Source organism: Kitasatospora sp. NPDC088779, from assembly GCF_040685395.1.
Taxonomy (GTDB): domain Bacteria; phylum Actinomycetota; class Actinomycetes; order Streptomycetales; family Streptomycetaceae; genus Kitasatospora.
Genome location: NZ_JBFBHW010000039.1, coordinates 16,842 through 34,304, shown reverse-complemented (window position 1 = coordinate 34,304; position 17,463 = coordinate 16,842). Strand labels below are relative to the sequence as shown.

At 74.9% G+C, this 17,463-nt stretch carries 16 protein-coding genes; 11 read left to right on the top strand and 5 right to left on the bottom strand.

Annotated features, from left to right (window positions below; translation table 11 throughout):
* Positions 1 to 79: 79 nt before the first annotated feature.
* The 3 genes from AB0P03_RS29415 to AB0P03_RS29405 are packed head-to-tail and all read left to right on the top strand — an operon-like array spanning position 80 to position 3,110.
* Positions 80 to 1,258 carry a type III PLP-dependent enzyme gene (locus AB0P03_RS29415; protein ID WP_363585846.1) on the top strand — a complete coding sequence of 393 codons (1,179 nt, stop codon included), beginning with the start codon at positions 80 to 82 and terminating at the stop codon, positions 1,256 to 1,258.
* On the top strand, positions 1,255 to 1,863 hold the full coding sequence (locus tag AB0P03_RS29410) for a GNAT family N-acetyltransferase (RefSeq protein ID WP_363585785.1): 609 nt from the start codon (positions 1,255 to 1,257) through the stop codon (positions 1,861 to 1,863). The genes AB0P03_RS29415 and AB0P03_RS29410 overlap by 4 nt, the downstream gene beginning before the upstream one ends.
* Before the next feature lie 5 nt (positions 1,864 to 1,868).
* Positions 1,869 to 3,110 (top strand): MFS transporter, encoded by a 1,242-nt coding sequence (locus tag AB0P03_RS29405; protein WP_363631700.1) that lies wholly within the window; start codon positions 1,869 to 1,871, stop codon positions 3,108 to 3,110.
* An 84-nt stretch (positions 3,111 to 3,194) separates the two neighbouring features.
* On the opposite strand, the gene AB0P03_RS29400 is transcribed toward AB0P03_RS29405, so the two are convergent.
* A complete protein-coding gene (locus AB0P03_RS29400) occupies positions 3,195 to 3,581 on the bottom strand; it encodes a MerR family transcriptional regulator (protein WP_363631698.1) in 387 nt (128 codons plus the stop codon).
* Positions 3,582 to 3,599: 18 nt separating this feature from the next.
* On the bottom strand, positions 3,600 to 4,622 hold the full coding sequence (locus AB0P03_RS29395; protein ID WP_363585782.1) for an NADP-dependent oxidoreductase: 1,023 nt from the start codon (positions 4,620 to 4,622) through the stop codon (positions 3,600 to 3,602).
* Between the two features lie 200 nt (positions 4,623 to 4,822).
* On the opposite strand from AB0P03_RS29395, the gene AB0P03_RS29390 reads away from it, so the two are divergent.
* A complete protein-coding gene (locus AB0P03_RS29390; RefSeq protein WP_363624503.1) occupies positions 4,823 to 5,572 on the top strand; it encodes a PIG-L family deacetylase in 750 nt (249 codons plus the stop codon).
* A gap of 121 nt (positions 5,573 to 5,693) precedes the next feature.
* Here the strand turns inward: AB0P03_RS29390 and AB0P03_RS29385 are convergent, their stop codons facing one another.
* Complete coding sequence (locus tag AB0P03_RS29385; protein ID WP_363585780.1) at positions 5,694 to 5,888, bottom strand: DUF1918 domain-containing protein; 195 nt, start codon at positions 5,886 to 5,888, stop codon at positions 5,694 to 5,696.
* Between the two features lie 140 nt (positions 5,889 to 6,028).
* Positions 6,029 to 6,706, bottom strand: coding sequence for a TetR/AcrR family transcriptional regulator (locus AB0P03_RS29380; RefSeq protein ID WP_363631696.1), 678 nt, complete (start codon positions 6,704 to 6,706; stop codon positions 6,029 to 6,031).
* Between the two features lie 363 nt (positions 6,707 to 7,069).
* Here AB0P03_RS29380 and AB0P03_RS29375 point away from each other — a divergent pair, with 363 nt between their 5' ends.
* The 7 genes from AB0P03_RS29375 to AB0P03_RS29345 all read left to right on the top strand — a co-directional run bounded on the left by AB0P03_RS29375 (position 7,070) and on the right by AB0P03_RS29345 (position 16,663).
* A complete protein-coding gene (locus AB0P03_RS29375) occupies positions 7,070 to 7,867 on the top strand; it encodes a phytanoyl-CoA dioxygenase family protein (RefSeq protein WP_363631694.1) in 798 nt (265 codons plus the stop codon).
* A 79-nt stretch (positions 7,868 to 7,946) separates the two neighbouring features.
* Entirely contained in the window at positions 7,947 to 8,537 is a 591-nt protein-coding gene (locus tag AB0P03_RS29370; RefSeq protein WP_363585777.1) for a DUF6309 family protein, read from the top strand.
* Complete coding sequence (locus AB0P03_RS29365) at positions 8,534 to 12,835, top strand: amino acid adenylation domain-containing protein (protein WP_363631692.1); 4,302 nt, start codon at positions 8,534 to 8,536, stop codon at positions 12,833 to 12,835. Before AB0P03_RS29370 ends, AB0P03_RS29365 begins: the two co-directional genes overlap by 4 nt.
* A 133-nt stretch (positions 12,836 to 12,968) precedes the next feature.
* A complete protein-coding gene (locus tag AB0P03_RS29360) occupies positions 12,969 to 14,243 on the top strand; it encodes an aminotransferase class III-fold pyridoxal phosphate-dependent enzyme (RefSeq protein ID WP_363585775.1) in 1,275 nt (424 codons plus the stop codon).
* Positions 14,244 to 14,261: 18 nt separating this feature from the next.
* Positions 14,262 to 15,122 (top strand): TauD/TfdA family dioxygenase, encoded by an 861-nt coding sequence (locus AB0P03_RS29355; protein ID WP_363585774.1) that lies wholly within the window; start codon positions 14,262 to 14,264, stop codon positions 15,120 to 15,122.
* A complete protein-coding gene (locus AB0P03_RS29350) occupies positions 15,119 to 15,889 on the top strand; it encodes an SDR family oxidoreductase (RefSeq protein WP_363585773.1) in 771 nt (256 codons plus the stop codon). Before AB0P03_RS29355 ends, AB0P03_RS29350 begins: the two co-directional genes overlap by 4 nt.
* Before the next feature lie 3 nt (positions 15,890 to 15,892).
* Entirely contained in the window at positions 15,893 to 16,663 is a 771-nt protein-coding gene (locus tag AB0P03_RS29345; RefSeq protein ID WP_363585772.1) for a methyltransferase domain-containing protein, read from the top strand.
* A 100-nt stretch (positions 16,664 to 16,763) separates the two neighbouring features.
* On the opposite strand, the gene cpt is transcribed toward AB0P03_RS29345, so the two are convergent.
* Entirely contained in the window at positions 16,764 to 17,330 is a 567-nt protein-coding gene (cpt, locus tag AB0P03_RS29340) for a chloramphenicol phosphotransferase CPT (RefSeq protein WP_363585771.1), read from the bottom strand.
* Positions 17,331 to 17,463 lie beyond the last annotated feature (133 nt).

Here is a 17,463-nt window from a genome sequence, read left to right as displayed (position 1 = left end):
CGCCCACCGCGCCCCGGCGCACCACACCACCGCCCACACCGGCGTCGCGCCCGACCCGGCCGCGCACGACCGGACGGCGATCCGCGCCGCCCTCGCCGCCGCCACCGACGACCGGATCATCTACGACCTCGACGGCATCGAGCGCCAGTACACCGACCTGATCGGCGAACTGCCCGACGTCGCCGTCCGGTTCGCCATGAAGGCCTGCCCGGTGGACGAGGTGCTCGGGCGCCTCGCCGCCCTCGGCTCCGGCTTCGACGCGGCCAGCCCCCAGGAGATCGCCCAGGCCCTGCGCACCGGGGTGAGCCCCGACCGCATCCACTACGGCAACACCATCAAGTCCGACCGCAACATCGCCGAGGCCTACCGACTGGGCGTGCGCGACTTCGCCACCGACAGCCTGGAGGACGTCGCCGCCATCGCCGAACATGCCCCCGGCTCCCGGGTGTTCTGCCGGGTCGCCACCTCGGGCGACGGCGCCCTGTGGGGCCTGAGCCGCAAGTTCGGCTGCTCGCCCGAGGACGCCCTGCGCGTCCTGGACGCCGCCCGCTCGGCCGGCCTCACCCCGTCCGGACTCTCCGTGCACGTCGGGTCCCAGCAGATGACCGCCGAAGCCTGGGGCGCCGCCGTGGACTCGCTCGCCGCCGTCCTGGAGGCGCTCAACTGGCGCGGCATCACCCCGCAGCGGATCAACCTCGGCGGCGGCCTGCCCGCCCTCGGCGTCCTGGACCGGCACGGCCGCCCGCTCGACCCGCCGCTGGACAAGATGTTCGCGGTCATCCGCGAGGGCATGGACCGGCTGCGCACCGTCAACGCCGCGCCGCTGGAGTTCCTGCTGGAGCCCGGCCGGCACCTGGTCGCCGACCACGGCGCCATCCGCGCCCACGTCGCCCGGCTCTCCTCCCGGCACCAGCTCGACGGCACCCGCGAGGACTGGCTCTTCCTGAGCTGCGGCAAGTTCAACGGCCTGTACGAGATGGACGAGCTCCAGTACCGGCTCGAATTCCCCACCCACCCCGGCGGCCAGTTCGTCAACGCCGTCGTCGCCGGCCCGACCTGCGACAGCGACGACGCGTACGCCCAGGAGGACGGCCTGGTCCGCGTCCCGCGCGCGATCGCCTCCGGCGAACCGGTCTGGATCCTTTCCTGCGGCGCCTACGCCACCGCCTACACCACCCAGGGGTTCAACGGCTTCGAGCCGCTGCCCTACACCTGCATCGGCGGGACCGGCGGCCCGGACGGAGACACCGGCAGATGACCGACCTCCGCATCCGGCTGCTCCAGGAGGACGACTGGGACGGCGTCGTCGCGCTGGAGGAGCGCGCCTACGCCGCCAGCGGCCTGTCCGAAGGCCGCGAGGCGCTGCGCTCCCGCCACCGCGCCTCGCCCGACACCTGCTTCGTCCTGGAGCACGCCGACGGCCTCGGCGGCTACCTGCTGGCCCTGCCCTACCCGCTGTTCCGGTGCCCGGACCTCAGCCGGGCCGAGGCCGGCGGGGTCCGCGCGACCAACATGCACCTCCACGACCTGGTCGTCGCCGAGGAGCTGCGCGGCCGCGGCCTGGCCCACCGGATGCTGCGCGGCCTGGAGGAGACCGCCCGGGCCCGCGGCTACCGCACCATGTCCCTGGTCGCCGTCCGCGGCTCGCAGGTGGTGTGGGCCCCACTGGGCTACCGCGCCCGCCCCGAGATCGGACTGCCCGGGAGCTACGGCCCCGAGGCGCTCTACATGGCGATGCCGCTGGGCCCGGCCGCTGCTTCTGTCGCCGTCCAGGCCCCGGCCGCCGTCCCGGCCGCCGTCCAGGCGTTGACCTCCTCCACCGACCCGTCCCCCGGGTTCCCACCCAGAGCCGAAGTGGGCTGATGCACATGTCCCCCGTTCGCGACGACTTCCGCCGGTCCCAACTGGCCATCGCCGCACTGTTCTTCCTGCTCGGATTCCAGTACGCGACCTGGGTCTCCCGGATCCCCGCGCTGAAGACCAGGCTCGACCTCGGCGAGGCCCAGATCGGCCTGCTGCTGATGACCTGCGGGGTCGGCGCCGCGGTGTCCTTCCCGCTGGTCGCGGTGCTGATGCGGCGGTTCGGCTCCCGCCTGCTGTCCGTGCTCTCCGCGCTCGCCCTCGGCGTCGTCCTGGTCGCCCTGTCCGTGGTGCCCGACTACCCGCTCACCCTGCTGGTGCTGTTCTGCGACGGCGTCGCCGTGGGCTGCCTGAACGTCGCGATGAACGCCCAGGGCGCGGCGCTGGAGGCCCGCTACGCGCGGACCACCATGTCCCGCCTGCACGCCACCTTCAGCGCCGGCTCGCTGCTCGCCGCGCTGCTCGCCTCCGGCGTCACCGCCTTCACCGGCACGCTCGCCGTGCACTTCGGGGTCGCCGCCGCGCTGCTCGCGGTGCTGGTCGTGGCCGCCCGGCCCGGACTGCTCACGGACGACGCGCCGGCCGCGGCGCAGGACGGGTCGGACCAGGAGCAGGCACCGGCCGCGAAGAAGGACCGCCGCCGCTTCGTCCTCCCGGCCGCGGCGACCCTCTGGATGGGCCTGGCGATGGTGTTCGGCACCGTCACCGAGGGCGCCATGAACGACTGGTCCGCGCTCTACCTCAAGGACGTCGTGAACGCCGGTGCCGGGCTCGCCCCGCTGGGCATCGCCGTCGTCTCGGTGATGATGGTGCTCGCCCGGATCTTCGCGGACGGCTGGCGCACCCGCTTCGGCGACGGCCGGATCGTGCGGACCGGCAGCCTGCTGGCCGGCGCCGGACTGGCCCTCGCGCTGCTCGTCGGCGGCGTCGTGCCGACCCTGATCGGCTTCGCCTGCGTCGGCCTCGGCGTCGCGGCGGTCACCCCGTGCGTCTACGTCGCCGCGGCCCGCCAGGGCTCGGACGCGCTCTCCCTGGTCGCCGCGATGGGCACCACCGGGCTGCTCGCCGGGCCCGCCGTGATCGGCTTCATCGCCGACGCCACCAGCCTGGTGTGGGGCATGGCCGCCGTCGCCGTCTCCGCCGCGGTCGTCTCGCTCTGCGCCACCCGGATCGGCTGGCCCGCCCCGGAGCCCCGCCCCGAGCCCCGCCCCGAGCCCCTCGACGGCCGACTCGCCCCGGACGCCAGCTAGCTCCCCCCGCAGACCTCGCCCGGAACGCCGCGCCTGCCCCGTCGCGGCGTTCCGGGCGAGCCGCGTTCCGGACGGTGGACCGGGTCAGCCCGGCAGGTCCGAGCCCCCGGCGGCGACGTGCCGGGCGAGGCGCTCGCGCAGGGCGGTCAGCCGGGCGATCTCGGCGTCCAGGGCGGCGAGCCGGGCGGTGACCACGGGGGCGAAGGTCTCCAGGCCGGGGGAGTCCGAGCAGCGGCGCGGCGGCTCCTCGGTGAGCAGGTCCAGGCGGTGCGGGCGGCTGGCCAGGTCGTCGACGGTCAGCCCGACGGCCAGCAGCCGGCGGATCGCCCGCACCCGGGCGACCTCGATCGGCCCGTACTCGCGCTGGCCCGAGGCGGACCGGGCCGGCGGCGGCAGCAGCCCCCGCTGCTCGTAGAAGCGCAGTGCCCTGGGCGTGGTGCCCGCCGCTGCCGCCGCGTCCCCGATCCGCATGGCCGTTCCTCCTCGGTGCTATGCGAGGTCGACGATCGTCGCCCCGAAGGTGTCCCCGTCGAACAACCTCCGCAACGCCTGCGGCGCCTGGTCGATGCCCGCCACCCGCGTCGACGGGAAGACGATCTCGCCGGTGCGCAGCCAGCCGCCGAACCGCTGCCGCCACTCGGCCTCCAGGTCCGGTTGGTCCACGCCGGTGAAGCCGCGCAGGGTCAGGCCCAGCATGATCACCCGGAAGCTGTCCACGAGAGCCGGCGAACTGCCGCCCCGCCGCTCCGGCGCCAACTGCCCGGACAGCGCGCCGACCAGGGCGAACCGGGCCCCCGGCCGGGCCGCGTCGACGGCGGCCGTCAGCTGCTCCCCGCCGACCAGGTCCAGCAGCACGTCGACGCCCTCCGGCGCGGCCTCGGCCAGCTGCGCGGCGAACGGCCGCTCGCCGCGCACCAGTACCGCGTCGTAGCCGAGTTCGGCGGTGAGCCGCTTCGCCTTGGCGGGGGAGCCGGTGGTGCCGATCACCCGGGAGGCGCCCAGCAGCCGGGCGACCTGCCCGGCCAGCGTGCCGACCGCGCCCGCCGCGCCGGTCACCAGCACCACGTCCCCCGGGCGCACCCCGGCGCAGCGGGTCAGCCCGCCGTAGCCAGCCGTGCCGGGGGAGAGCAGCGCCACCGGGTCCGGGAACCCCGGGTCGACCGGAGTGAACCCTGCGGCGTCCGCGACCACGAGGTCCCGCCACCCCCGCAGGTGGGTGACCAGGTCGCCCGGCCGAAGGGGCCCGCCCGCCGGAGCGGCCAGCACCTCCCCGAGGGCCGGCCCGTACAGCGCGTCCCCGGGCCCGATCGCCGGCAACGGCGCCCCCGTGAGCTCGCCCCCGATCAGCGTGCGCAGGCCCGGGAAGACCAGGAAGGCCCGATTGCGGACGACCACCTCGCCCGTCCCCGGCGCCGGCAACGGCTCCTCCACCACCGCGAAGTCCCCGGGCCCGGGCAACCCGCCCGGCTCGGTGACCAACCGGACGACCCGGGCCGTCGTGGGCAGCGTCATCGCAGCACTCCTCCGGAACCGACGCGGCGGCCGATCCACCGCGGGTGCCCGGACGCTAACCCCTGACCCGTGCGTCAGGGGCAACCCCGCCGGCCCGGGAGGGTGTCCGACGGGGTGTGGGTGTGGGGGTCTTCTAGAGTCGCCTGCGGAACGACCGTAGGACCAGGCGACTGTGAGCCGAGCCGAGAGGGACGAGCACCATGAGTGAGCAGGCCGTCGAGCCCTACCAGCCCGTCGACGAGGACTGGCGGACCGCGCTGGCCGTCGTCGCGCACCCGGACGACATGGAGTACGGCGCCGCCGCGGCCGTCGCACGGTGGACGTCGCAGGGCAAGAAGGTCGTCTACGTGATGGTCACCAGCGGCGAGGCCGGGATCGACTCGATGGACCCCGAGGAGTGCGGGCCGCTGCGGGAGGCGGAACAGATCGCCTCGGCGCGGGTGGTCGGCGTCGACGTGGTCGAGTTCCTCGGGTACCCGGACGGGATGGTGGAGTACGGGCTGCCGCTGCGCCGCGACATCGCCCGGGCGGTGCGCCGGCACCGGCCGGACATCGTGATCACCAGCAACTTCCGGGAGACGTACGGCGGGACCGCCCCCAACCAGGCCGACCACATCGCGGTCGGGCGGGCCGCCCTGGACGCGGCTCGGGACGCCGGTAACCGGTGGGTGTTCCGGGAGTTGCTGGCCGAGGGCCACGAGCCGTGGAACGGCGTCCGGCAGGTGTGGGCGGCGGCCTCGCCGGAGTCGGGCCACGCGGTGGACACCACCGAGCACTTCGACCTGGGCGTGGCCTCGCTGGAGGAGCACAAGGCGTACCTGGCCGGGCTGGGCGGGCTGGGCGGGGCGATGGCGGACGCGCGCGAGTTCCTGGAGGGTGCCGGGCGGGGAGCGGGCGGCCGGCTCGGGGTGCGGTTCGCGGCGCCGTTCGAGGTGTTCCCGCTGCGCTGAGCCACCTGGCCACCCGGATGGGCCGGCTGCCCCCACGGCCCCGCTGCCCGGAACGCTCGCCGGGCTCGCGCCGCTGCTCACCACCCCGCCCGGGTGGGGTGCGGGGCGGCGGGGGAGTCGGTCAGCGGTCCGCCGGGCGGTGCTCGATGGCGCAGTCGGGGCCGGGGTAGATCAGACCTTCGTGGCCGTCCTCGAAGCGGACCATGTACGGCGGTTCGCCGTCGACGCCGCGCACCTCGACGATCTCTCCCTTCTGGTCCGTCATGCCCACCGACCTGCTGTGGATGTGGAGCTGGTCACCTACCGCTGCGTGCATGGTCTGCTCCTCGGGTCGTGGCGGCCGCCTCCGCGGCCGTTCCGCTTTCCACTGTGCTGCTGCGGCGACGGGCTCGCAACGGCGCGGGCGGGCGGGACACGGGGGCGGGGCGGGACCCGAGGGGCGGGCGGGGACCGGTCTCAGCCAACGGGCGGCTGCTCCGCGAGGTAGGCGCGGACCAGCCGCTTGCACTCGGCGATCAGCGCCGGATCGCCCTGCGGATCGCCGCGGAAGGCCAGCTTGAGCACCGCGTCGGCGGCCTCCAGGGCGACCCGCAGGGCGAGGGTGAGCGCCGCCGGGTCGCCGGTGGCGAACACCTCGCCGCCGAGCGCCTGGAGGCGCAGCGCGACGGCGGTGTTGTTGTCCACGCCCGGGTCGAGCAGGTGCCGGTCGTCCCGCAGCCCGGCGGGGGCGGTCGCGTCGGCGAGGCCGAAGTCGAGCTGGCCGAATCCGGGCACCGCGCGCTTCATCGCGACGAACTCCTCCACCGCGAGGTCGGTGAACCCGGCCGCGTCGAGGGGCGCGGCGGTCGCCAGCCGGTGGTCGAGCCGCTGGAGGTAGCGGTCGAGGTTGCGGCCGGCGAGGGCGGCCAGCAGGTCCTCCTTGCCGGCGAAGAACTGGTACAGGGTGCCGATCGGCACCTGGGCGCGCTGGGCGACCTGCTTCGTGGTGAGCGCGGTGGCGCCGACCTCGTCGAGCAGCCCGGCGCAGGCGTCGAGGATCCGGCCGTACCGCTCCTGGCTGCGCTGCTGGACCGGACGGCGCCTGGTCACGGGGCCCCGCCCGGCGCTCTCGTGACTCCTGGTGTCGCCGCTCATGACGTCACTGTGCCGCATCCGCTGTGCCAGCGGCGAATCACCGGGGCTCAATGGGTCCGGAGTTTCGGGTGGGGAACGAGTAGATCGGTGGCTGGAGCTGAACGTCACGGTGGCGGGAAGATGTCCAGGAGTCGGCGATGGTCTTGTGGTGGACACGAACAACGGTTCATACTCCTCAGCGGACTACCTTGCGTGATCAACTCGTGCCCTTTCGTGGTGAACGTGTGTCAGCTGTGGCGACGACGGACGAACCCGGCGCCACCCGAGGTCTGGATGATCCCGTGCGTTTCATAGAACCCGTTCAGGTCCCATCCGCCGTGCCCGACTGTGCGACCCGTCATCCGGAAGGAGGGGGCCGGTTCGGTGACGCAGACTTCCGGAGGGCGTGAAGCCCTAGACACCGAGCAACACCGCCAGTTCCTGGAATCCGGATACCTGGTCCTGCCCGGCCTGGTGCCGGAGCCGCTCGGGGCCAGGCTGGCCCCCGAGGTCGACCGCTGGGTGGACGAGGGCCTACGGGCCCGCTCGATCGCCGCCTGCACCGACCCCGCCCGGCACGGCCCGCCCCCGGTGCTGGAACTGGAACTGCCGGCCCACGGCGAACTCCTCACCCACCCACCGCTGTTACGCGCGCTGTCCGGTCTGATGGGGCCGTCCTTCGTCTTCCACCACCTGCACAGCGACCGCCAGGCCCCGGGGATCCCCGGCAAGGCCTGGCACCACGACTGCGAGCCCAACGACCGCGCCGACCCGTCGCTGCTGATGGTCCACGCGCTGCACTACCTCGGCGGCCTCGACGAGAAGGTCGGCAGCCTGGCCGTCCTGCCCGGCTCGCACCGGCGTACCGTCGGGAAGACGGCGTACGCCCACCACGGCACCGCCGAACTGCCCGGCGAGGTGGTCATCGACCGGCTGCCGCCCGGCTCCACGGTGCTTCTCAACTCGGCGCTGTTCCACACCCGCAGACCGGCGCCGGACGGCCCGGGCAGGCCCCGGTACTTCATCGACGCGTCCTACTGCCAGGTGGGGGCGCGCTGGCGCCCGGTGAAGCCGCACTGGCGGCTGATGCTCGCCCGGGCCCGTGAACTCGGCCTGGCGGAGGGCCGGTGGCCGGAGCTGTTCGCGGAACGGCACTTCACCGAGTACGTCGGAACCGCCTGACGGAACTGTTCGATCGGAACCGCCTGACCGGAACGCCCTGGCCGGAACAGCATGATCGGAACTGTCTGAGGAGCACCGCGTGGAGATCGTCACCGCCGTCGCCTACGCCGAGGTCCACCACGCCTACCTGCGGGACCACCCGGTGGAGCGCGCCCACGAGGCGAACAGCAACCGGGACGGCGAGGAGAACGTCGAACGCGCCGGCCGGATCCCCGGCGGCTGGTGGCGCATCCGGCTCTCGCGCTCGGACGTCCTCGGCGTCGTCCTGCCCTGGCACCTGAGCGAGGGCGGCGCGCGCGAACTCGTGCCCCGCTCCGGCCTGACGGTGGCCGAGGCGGCCGAGCGCATCCGCTCCGACGAGGCCGCCTGGTCGGCCGCGAACCCGGTCTGCGCCGCCAAGCTCCGGCTGCTGCGGTGGGCCCCGTTCACCCCGGTCTACCTGAGCACCGGCGCGGTCGACCACCCCGACTACACGGACCTGCTGGTCCGGGAGGGACTGATCCACATCGACGGCCTGCACCGCATGCTGGCCTGGGAGCTGGCCGGACGCCTGCCCGACCGGCCGCGCCTGGACGCGTTCCTCGCGGGCGACCCCCTGGTCGTGGACCCGCACGCGACGGGGCCGGTCCGCGCCGGGCGGGCGGCCCGGACGGGAGGCGAGCCGGAGTGACCTTCGCGACGCAGCACGTCCGGTCCACGCCGTCCGCACCGTCCACGCCGTCCAACCGGGCCGCGTCGTCCGCCCGGTCGCTGTCCGGGTTCCTGTTACGGCTCGCCCGGGAGCACCCGGACCGGACCGCCCTGACCGACGGCGACCGCACCCTCGACTACCGCACCCTCGACGCCGCGGCCGGCCGGATCGCGGCCCGGCTGGCCGCGTCCGGCACCGGCCCGGGCGACCGGGTCGCCCTGCTCGGGCCCCGGGACGCCCGCATGCTGGTGCTGCTGTACGGCGTGCTGCGCTCGGGCGCGGCGGCGGTGATGGCCGACCCGGACTGGTCGGCGGCCGACCTCGCCCGGAGGCTGGCGGCCGTCCGGATCGGCCGGGTGCTCAGCACCGAGGCGGCCTTCCCCGGGCCGGAGGGCCATCCGGCCGAGGTGGTGGACGTCGACCGGCTGGCCGGGCCCGAGGGCCTGCCCGACGCGCCGGGCAGCGTGCCCGCCACGACCGGTGACCTCATGCCCGGCGGGGCCGGTGACCTCATGCTCTGCGGGGCCGAGGAGCTGATGCTCGGTGCGGCCGAGGACCCCGCGTACCTGTCCTTCACCTCGGGGTCGAGCGGCGAGCCCAAGGCGGTGGCCGTCACCCACGCCAACGCGGTGCACTACGCGCGGGCGCTGGCCGACCGGCTGGGCTTCACCGAGGCCGACGCCCCGTGCGTCGCGCACGTCACCACGCTGGCCGCCGACCTCGGCCACACCGCCTGGCTGCTGGCCCTCGCGGTCGGCGGTTCGGTGCACGTGGTGCCGGACGGCGAGGTGCGCGACCCGGAGGCGTTCTGGGCGTCGCTGCGGCGCGCCGGGGTGTCCGTGCTGAAGACCACCCCCTCGCACCTGACCGTCCTGCTGGAGGGTCGGCCCGGCGACGCCCCGCCCCTGCACACCGTGCTGCTCGGCGGTGAGGCGCTGCCGCGCCCGTTCGCGGCCGCCCTGCTCGACACCGGCGTCACCGCCCGGCTGGTCAACCACTACGGCCCGACCGAGACGACCGTCGGCGCCACCTGCTTCCTCGCCGCCACCGCCCGCCAGCTGCCGGCCGAGGAGCCGACCGTCCCGATCGGCACCGGGATCGGCGAGGTGCGGCTCGCCCTGCTGGACGGCGACGGGCGGCCGGTGCCCGACGGCGCGGTGGGGGAGCTGCTGATCGGCGGCCGGGGCGTCAGTGCCGGTTACTTCGGCCGGCCCGCCGAGACGGCGCGCGGCTTCGTCCGCCACGACGGTGAACGCATGTACCGCACGGGCGACTTGTGTCGACGCCGGGCGGACGGGAGCCTGGTCTTCCTCGGCCGGGTGGACCGCCAGGTCAAGATCCGGGGCTACCGGGTCGACCTCGCCGAGATCGAGCGGGCGATGGACGACTTCCCGGGCGTCGCCCGGTCCGCGGTGCTGGTCCGGGAGACCGCCGTGGGGAACCAACTCCTGGCCGCCGTACGGTTGTCGGCCGACGGCGCCGGGCTGGCCGGGATCGGCTCCTACCTGCGCGACCGATTGCCCGGCTACTCCGTGCCGCAGCCGATCCTGACCCTGCCGGAGTTCCCGGTCGGGCCGAACGGCAAGCTCGACCGGGATCGGCTGGCCGAGCTGGTCGCCGAACTGGTCGAGGCCCGGGCGGAGTCGGGGCCGTCCTCGGACGGGGACGCGCTGGCCCGGTCGATCGCCGGGTTCTGGGCGGCCGCGCTGGGCCTGCCCGGGGTCGGGCCGCACACCGACGTGCTGGACCTCGGCGGGGACTCCATCCTCGCCATGCGCACCGTCGCCTTCCTGCGCCGGTCGGGCCTGCGCGTCCACTACGACGACTTCTACCGGCACCCGACCGCGCACGGCCTGGCCGCAGCCGCCGCAGCCGTACCGGTTCCGGCCTCCGCTCCGGCCGGGCGGACCGGAAGCGGCGACCGGGGGAGTCAACTCGCCCCCGCGCAGCGGTGGCTGTACCTCCAGCGGTCCGTCGACGACCTGCGGCACTGGAACCAGTCCGTCCTGCTGCGCTGCCGGACGGCCGTCGACCCGGCCGCGCTCTCGGCCGCGCTCGCGGCCGTCCTGGAACGCCACCCGGCGCTGCGGCGGCCCGTCTCGCCGGAGGGCTACGACGCACCCCGGCCGGTGGCCGACCTCGACCCGCTGTCGTTCTCCCGGATCCCGCGCGGGACGGCCCCGATCGCCGAGACCGTCGCCGGGGTCTGCACCGAACTCCACCGCAGCCTGGACCCGTTGGCCGGCCGGCTGCTGCGCGCCCACCTGTTCACCGGCCCGCCCGGCACCGACGACCGGCTCGCCCTGATCGCGCACCACCTGGTGGTCGACGGGCTGTCGTGGCGCATCCTGCTGGACGACCTCGCCCACGCCTACCGGGCGGTGCTCGACCAGAAGCCGGCCGACCTGCCGCCGACCCCCGACTTCTACCAGTGGGCCGCTGCCGCGCCGCCGCCCCCGGCACCGGCGTCGCCTTCTCCGGAGTCCGCGCCGGAGTCCGTGGTCCGCGCGCAGCCGGCGGCCGTCGGCTGGACGCTCGACGAGGACGGCACCGCTCGGCTGGTCGGCCGCCACGGCGGCGGGACCGGCCTGGAGGCCTTCCTGCTGGCGGCCTTCGCCGACGCCGTGACCGGCTGGAGCGGCCACCCGCGGCTGCCCGTCGAGGTGGAGACCCACGGCCGGGACACCGCCGGCGATCCGGGCGAATTCCTGGACACCGTCGGCTGGTTCACCGCCGTCAAGCGGCTGGTGGTCGAGGCGTCGGCCGGCCCCGAGGGGGCCGCGCAGCGCCTGCGCGAGGCCCCCGTCCAGGCGATGGACGCACCCGGCACCCGCTCCGCCGTCGGGTTCAACTTCCTCGGCACCTTCCGGCTGCCCGACGAGCCCGCACTGGACTGGACCGTCGCGGACGAGCAGGCCGGAGTGGCCCGCTGCACCGGCGGAGACCCGCTGTACGACCTGCGGCTCACCGCCCGCATCGTGGAGAACCGGCTGGTCGCCGACCTGGTGTACGGGTGGCCCGGTCTGCCGCACCCAGCCGCCGAGCGGATCGTCGCCGCGTTCGCCGGGACGGTGGCCGCCGAGGCCGGTACCGGTGCCGGTACCGCCACCCGTCCCGTCCGGGCGCCGCTGTCGACCTCCGGCCAGCTGCTCCACCCCGGCACCCGGGCACCCGCCGTACCGGCGGCCCGCACCACGGTGCGCGAACCCGCCCGGGTACTGCTCACCGGCGCCACCGGCTACCTGGGGCGGCACCTGCTCGACGCCTTCGTCCAGCGGGGCGCCCACGTCACCTGCTTGGTCCGGGCCGAGCACGACGCCGGCGCCGTCCGGCGGTTGGGCGCGGGCGCCGACGACGGCCGGATCCAGGTCGTCGCCGGGGACATCGACCGGGAGGGGCTGGGCCTGTCCCCGGCCGGACTGGCGTGGGCCCGGGGCGCGCAGCTCGTCGTGCACGCCGCCGCGGACGTCCGGCTGGTGGCCTCGCCCGACGACCTGGAGCGGACCAACCACACCGCGGTGCGGCGGCTGCTCGGCTGGATCGACGAGCACGCCCCGGCGGCCCGCGTCCACCACGTCTCCACGCTCGCCGTCGCGGGCGGCGTGGACGGCCCGCCCCGCCGCTTCAGCGAGGCCGACCTGCGGATCGGCCAGCACTTCCGCACCCCGTACGAGCGGACCAAGTTCGCCGCCGAGCAGACCGTCCGCGCCTGGGCGGCCACCGGGCGGGCCGCCTACCTGTACCGCAGCGGCCACATCGCGGCGCACAGCCGGACCGGCGCCTTCCAGGCCAACATCGGCGACAACCGGATCTACCAGCTGATCCGCGGCTACCTGCTGGCCGGCGCCGCCCCGCGTCGGCCGCGCACCACCTACGCGTTCTCCTACGTCGACACCGTGGCCGCCGGGATCGCCGCGATCGCGCTGGACCCGTACGCCGCGCCCGGCGCCTACCACGTCGAGAGCCCGCACGAGACGCCGCACGACGAGCTCGTCCGCTGGCTCGCCGGCCACGGCCACCCCGTCCGGCTCACCGACGACGAGGCCTTCGCGGCGGCGATCGCCCGGGCCGAACGCGACCACCCGACGGCGGCGGGGCTGGCCGCCGCGTGGTCCCTCCAGGAGGAGCGCAACGTCCTCGTGGACCGCGCGTACACCACCTCCGTGCTGGACCGGCTGGGCGTCCGGTTCGCCGAGCCCACCTCGCAGTGGTGGTCGGCCGCGCTCACCCGGGCCGCCGAGGCCGGCTACCTGCCGCCCGTCGCACCGCCGCACTGACTCCCGTCCGCCGCACTGACTCCCGTGCGTAGGACCGACCCCCGTCCGCCGTACCGACCCGTCCGCCGCGCCGGCGCCCCGTGAGCCGCGCCCCCACCGACCCGTACCCCCAGACCCATGGAAGGCGGACCTCGTGTCCCAGCTCTCCCCGGTGCTCAAGCAGGCCACCCCCGTCGTCGCCACCCGCGGCGAAGGACTCCACCTCTTCGACGCCGACGGCCGCCGCTACCTCGACTTCACCTCCGGCGTGGGGGTGACCAGCACCGGCCACTGCCACCCGCGCGTGGTGGAGGCGGTGCGCGAGCAGGCCGGCCGGCTGATCCACGGCCAGTACACCACCGTGCTGCACGACCCCCTGCTCACCCTCACCGAGCGGCTCGGCGAGGTGCTGCCGCCAGGCCTGGACTCGCTGTTCTACGCCACCGCCGGCACCGAGGCGGTGGAGGCGGCGCTGCGGCTCGCCCGGCACGCCACCGGCCGGCAGAACGTGATCGTCTTCGAGGGCTCCTTCCACGGCCGCACCATGGGCGCGGCCGCGCTCACCACGGCCGGCAGCCGCTTCCGCGCGGGCATCGGCCCGGTGATGCCCGGTGTCGCGGTGGCGCCGTTCCCCGACGCCTTCCGGCTCGGTCTGAGCCTCGGGCTGAGCGAGGCGCAGGCCGTGGAGCACGCCCTGCGCGGACTCGACCAGGTGCTCGCGACCGTCAGCGCCCCCTCCGAGACCGCCGCGATGTTCGTCGAACCGGTGCTCGGCGAGGGAGGCTACGTGCCCGCGCCCGCCGGGTTCCTCGCCGGGCTGCGCGAGCGCGCGGACCGGCACGGCATCCTGCTGGTCGTCGACGAGATCCAGACGGGCTTCGGCCGCACCGGCCGGTTCTGGGCCCACCTGCACCACGAGGGCGTGGTGCCCGACGTCCTGATCACGGCCAAGGGCCTGGCCAGTGGCTTCCCGCTGTCCGCGATCGCCGCGCCGACCGACCTGATGCGGCGGGCCCGGCCCGGCTCGCAGGGCGGCACCTACGGCGGCAACCCGGTGGCCTGCGCCGCCGCGCTGGCCACGCTGGACGTCATCCGGGACGAGCAGCTGGTCGACAACGCCGCCGAACAGGGATCGCGGCTGCTGGACGGCCTGCGGGCGGTCGCCGCCGGAGCGCCGGGCGTCGCCGACGTCCGGGGCCTCGGGCTGATGATCGGCAACGAGTTCTGCCACCCGGACGGCTCTCCGGACCCGGACACCGCCAAGCGCGCCCAGCAGGCGGCGGCTGACCTCGGCCTGCTGCTGCTGATCTGCGGTATCCACCTGAACGTGGTCAGGATGATCCCGGCCCTGACCGTCACGGCCGGGCAGGTCGACGAGGCGCTGGCGCTCTGGTCCAAGGCGGTGGCGGCGGCCGCCGCCCAGCGGTAGAGAGGAGTGGTTCCGCACATGTACGACGACACGGTGTCCGAAATCGGCTGGAGCAGCGAGGAGTTGGAGGCGCGGCGGGAGCAGTGGTCGCTCCCGCTCGACGAGGGTGAGCGACAACTGCTCTGGGCGGACGCGCGGGCCGGACGGTGGGGCGCGGCCGAGCCGGTCCGGGCGAAGCTGCGCGCGCTCGTCCAGGGCGGTGCCCGTTCCGTCGGCGTCGCCCACGTCACCGGGCTGATGGATCCGACCGCCCCGGAGGAGGAGGTCGCGGCGGCCCTGTCGTTCCTGCTGCGGGACTTCGGCGAGATCGTCCCGCAGAACGGGCGCGGCGACCTCACCCAGGTGCTGCACGACCAGGACGGCGACGGCAACACCGAGCTCGGATTCCACTGCGACACCTGCGACCTGCTCGTCCTGCTCTGCATCCAACCCGCCTACAACGGTGGAGGGTTGACCAAGCTGGCGAGTGCGCGGCACGTCTACGACCTGATCAAGCGGGAGCGGCCGGACGCCCTCGCCACCCTCACCGAGGACTGGACCTTCGACCGGACCGGTCGGGCCGGGCCCCAGGTCGTGGTCTCCCCGATCCTCTACACCCAGAAGGACGGGACCATCGCCTGCTACTACCAGACCCGCACCGTCCGCTCGTCCCCCGACCGCGGCGGCCCGCCGCTGACGGACCGCCAGTGGGACGCGCTCGGTGTGCTCGACGAGGTGCTCTACCGGCCCGAGATCGCCTTCGGCCTCCCGATGGCCGCCGGAGACCTGCTGATCATCCGCAACAGCCGGGTCCTGCACGGGCGTTCGGCCTACGTGGACGAGCCTGCGCCGAACTCCCGGCGGATGCTGCGGATCTGGATGAACACGGAGGACATGTGACCGGGAGCGTACAGGCGCCGCACGGGCGGACGGCCGTCGTCACGGGCGGCGGCAGCGGGCTCGGCCGGGCCGTGTCCCTGGCCCTGCTGGGCGCAGGCTGGTCCGTCGCGCTGGCCGGGCGACGCAAGGACGCCCTCCAGGAGACCATCGCCCTCGCGGAGGTCGACCCCGCCCGGGTGCTGGCCGTCCCGACCGACATCCGCCAACCGGAGGAGGTCGCGGCCCTGTTCGACGCCGTCCGCGACCGCTTCGGCCGGGTCGACCTGCTGTTCAACAACGCCGGCGCCGCCGCCCCGCGCCGACCCATCACCGAGACCCCGTTCGAGGACTGGAACCGCGTCCTGGACACCATCGTCACCGGGGGCTTCCTCTGCGCTCGTGAGGCCTTCCGGGTGATGAGCACCCAGTCCCCGCAGGGCGGGCGCATCATCAACAACGGCGCGCCCTCCGCCCACGTCCCGCGGCCCAACTCCATCGCCTACACGGCCGCCAAGCACGCCGTCCTCGGCCTCACCAAGGTGCTCTCCCTGGACGGCCGCGCGCACGGCATCGCGGTCGGCCAGATCGACGTCGGCAACGTCACCCCGGTCGACGGCGGCCCGCAGCCCGCCGCCATGCAGGCGGACGGCACGATGGCGGTCGAGGCGACCATCCCGGTGGAACGCTTCACCGAGGCCGTCCTGCTGATGGCCTCGATGCCGCCGGACACCAACGTCCAGTCCCTGACCGTCCTGCCCACCACCATGCCGTACATCGGGAGGGGCTGAACCGTGCTGGTCAGCGCACGCTGCTTCGACGAGTACCGCGCGATGTTCGCGCTCACCGACGGCGACCTCGCCCCCGGCCGGCGCATCCTGGACTGCCCGGGCGGCGCGGCCAGCTTCACGGCCGAGGCCGGCCGGCGCGGCATCGACGCGGTGGCCGTCGACCGCGAGTACGCCCGCCACCGGGAGGACCTCGGCGTCCTCGTCGAACGGGAGACCCGGCACAAGCGCGACCAACTGGTCCGAGAGGCATCGGACTTCGTCTGGACGTGGTACGGCGACCCCGACCGCCTCACCCGGCAGTGGATCGCCAACGCCCGCGACTTCCAGGCCGACATCGCCGCCCGCCCGGACCGCTACGTCGCCGGCTCACTGCCCGAACTCCCGTTCGCCGACGACTCCTTCGACCTGGTCCTCAGCTCGCACCTGCTCTTCTCGTACGGCAACCGGCTGGACGGGGACTTCCACCTGGCGGCCCTCCTGGAACTCGCCCGGATCGCCCGCCGCGAAGTCCGGCTCTTCCCCGTCATGGTGTACGACACCGGTGTCCGCTACGGGGAGCTGGACGGGTTGCGCCAACACCTGGACGTCCTCGGGATCACGAGCCGCGTGGAGCGGGTGGACTACGAATTCCAGCCCGGTGACAACGAGTTGCTCGTGCTGTCGTGCGCCGACTACCGGCCGCTGGCGCGGACCGGGGCCGGAGCGCCGGGAGCCGACGCGTCGGTGCCGAGCGCCGCCGACCCGGTGCGGTGGCGGCACCGGGAGAACCCCTGACCTCAGGCCTGAGCCCTGCCCGTGCCCCTGGCCCTGACCGACGCCGACTCCGCGTCGGTCAGGGCCAGGGGCCTGACCTGGGCCTGGGCCCAGGCCCAGGTCACCCGCCCACGGGGGCGGATCCGGCGGCGCCGCCCCCGAGGTGGGCGGCAATCCTCCGCGCGCACTCCAGCGACTCGGTGCGCGAGGTGTCCACCTCCAGGTCGTAGCGCACGCCCTGGTGGACCAGCTCCGCCTGCGAAGCGGCCATCCCCAGGATCCGGTTCCCCCGGGCAAGCTCCCGGCCGGTGGCCACCGCCGCCTCGCAGCGGACCCCGACCCACAGCACGTCCAGGCCCACGAGTGCCTTCTCCCAGCGGAGTTGGGACTCCGACCGGCCGAGGAAGACCTCGTCGACGATCACCCGCGCGCCCGCCCCCGCCATGGCCGCGACCCCCGCGATCCACGCCGCCTCCAAGGCCCGGAACGCAGCCCCGACGCTCACCCCGCCATCGGCCGCGAAGCCGATGCCCCCGTCCGTATCGTGCAGGGACGCGGGCGCCGCCTCGATCAGGGTGTCGACCCCGACCGTCAGCCAGGGCTCCGGCAGCACCGCCTGCAGGCACCGGGCGATCCCGGACTTGCCCGAGCTGGAACCGCCGTTCAGCACAATCACCTGAGTCGCCATCCCGCCACCGTAGCCACTCCGGCACCACGTCCCAACCGGTTATCGGACGCCCGGCGAGAGCCTGGCCGCCGAGGGGTGGGGCGCGTCGGGAGGGGGTGGGACTGGTCACGGTCCGTGTCGACGTGGTGACGGC